General features: G+C 67.1%; 1 protein-coding gene and 1 pseudogene. Both read right to left on the reverse strand.

The window, feature by feature from the left end; translation table 11 throughout:
• On the reverse strand, positions 1–1,460 hold a 1,460-nt coding region (locus tag JQ621_RS35265; RefSeq protein ID WP_312015483.1), incomplete at its 3' end, for a beta strand repeat-containing protein.
• Positions 1,461–1,532: 72 nt separating this feature from the next.
• A pseudogene (locus JQ621_RS36105) lies at positions 1,533–1,724 on the reverse strand (hypothetical protein); the annotation flags it as partial.
• Between the last annotated feature and the right edge of the window lie 106 nt (positions 1,725–1,830).

A 1,830-nucleotide genomic window follows, 5' to 3' on the forward strand; every position in this document is an offset into this window, starting at 1 on the left:
TTGACCGCCGCGCTGCCTGCCGTTGCCGTGCCTGTGATCGTCACCCCGGCCGCAGCCTCGGTCTTGTTGATGACGTTGTCGCCGGCCACCGGCGAGGTGATCGCAATGGTCGGGGCGGTCTCGTCGACCACAATCGCCTGGCTCGCCGTCGGTGCTGCATTGCCGGCCGCATCCAAGACGTTGGCCTTGATGCTGTAGCTGCCGTCCGCAAGGCCCTGGGCCTGCGCTGCCGTCACGTTCACCGACCAGGCGCCGCTGCTCACGGTGGTCGTGTAGCTGTCCTTGATGGCGTTGCTGCCGTCGACGATGGTGATGGTGGCAGTCTGGCCATTGACCGCCGCGCTGCCTGCCGTTGCCGTGCCTGTGATCGTCACCCCGGCCGCAGCCTCGGTCTTGTTGATGACGTTGTCGCCGGCAACCGGCGAGGTGATGGCAATGGTCGGGGCGGTCTCGTCGACCACAATCGCCTGGCTCGCCGTCGGTGCTGCATTGCCGGCCGCATCCAAGACATTGGCCTTGATGCTGTAGCTGCCGTCCGCAAGGCCCTGCGCCTGTGCTGCCGTCACGTTCACCGACCAGGCGCCGCTGCTCACGGTGGTGGTGTAGGTGTCCTTGATGGTGTTGCTGGCATCGACGATGGTGATCGTCGCAGTCTGGCCATTGACCGCCGCACTGCCCGCCGTCGCCGTGCCTGTGATCGTCACCCCGGCCGCAGCCTCGGTCTTGTTGATGACGTTGTCGCCGGCCACCGGCGAGGTGATGGCAATGGTCGGGGCGGTCTCGTCGACCGCAATCCCCTGGCTCGCCGTCGGTGCCGCATTCCCGGCCGCATCCGAGACGTTCGCCTTGATGCTGTAGCTGCCGTCCGCAAGGCCCTGGGCCTGCGCTGCCGTCACGTTCACCGACCAGGTGCCGCTGCTCACGGTGGTGGTGTAGGTGTCCTTGATGGCGTTGCTGGCATCGACGATGGTGATGGTGGCAGTCTGGCCGTTGACCGCCGCGCTGCCTGCCGTTGCCGTGCCTGTGATCGTCACCCCGGCCGCAGCCTCGGTCTTGTTGATGACGTTGTCGCCGGCCACCGGCGAGGTGATCGCAATGGTCGGGGCGGTCTCGTCGACCACAATCGCCTGGCTCGCGGTCGGGGCCGCATTCCCGGCCGCATCCGAGACGTTCGCCTTGATGCTGTAGCTGCCGTCCGCAAGGCCCTGGGCCTGTGCCGCCGTCACGTTAACCGACCAGGCGCCGCTGCTCACGGTGGTGGTGTAGGTGTCCTTGATGGTGTTGCTGCTATCGACGATGGTGATCGTCGCAGTCTGGCCATTGACCGCCGCACTGCCCGCCGTCGCCGTGCCTGTGATCGTCACCCCGGCCGCAGCCTCGGTCTTGTTGATGACGTTGTCGCCAGCCACCGGCGAGGTGATCGCAATGGTCGGGGCGGTAGTCGCCAGGGTAAAGTTCACCGCCGTGCTGCTGCCGGTATTGCCGGCCGCATCAGTGTCCTGGGCCACGATGCTGTTACTGCCGTTGCCCGCCAGCGTCACGCTGGTGCTCCAGGCTCCGCCGCTGCCCACCGTCGCAGTCCCGACCTGGCCGGTGACACCGTTCACGGTGTCGAACAGCTTCACGGTTGATCCGACCGCAGCCTCGCCCGCTGCCGCGGTGACCGTTCCGGAGATCGTCTGCGTCGCCTGGTTCGTCGTCGCGCCTGTGGTGCTGATCGACACCGTCGGCGCAACCGTCTCGACCGCAATCCCCTGGCTCGCCGTCGGTGCCGCATTCCCGGCCGCATCCGAGACGTTCGCCTTGATGCTGTAGCTGCCGTCCGCAAGG

This window comes from Bradyrhizobium manausense, assembly GCF_018129685.1.
Taxonomy (GTDB): Bacteria; Pseudomonadota; Alphaproteobacteria; order Rhizobiales; family Xanthobacteraceae; genus Bradyrhizobium; species Bradyrhizobium manausense_D.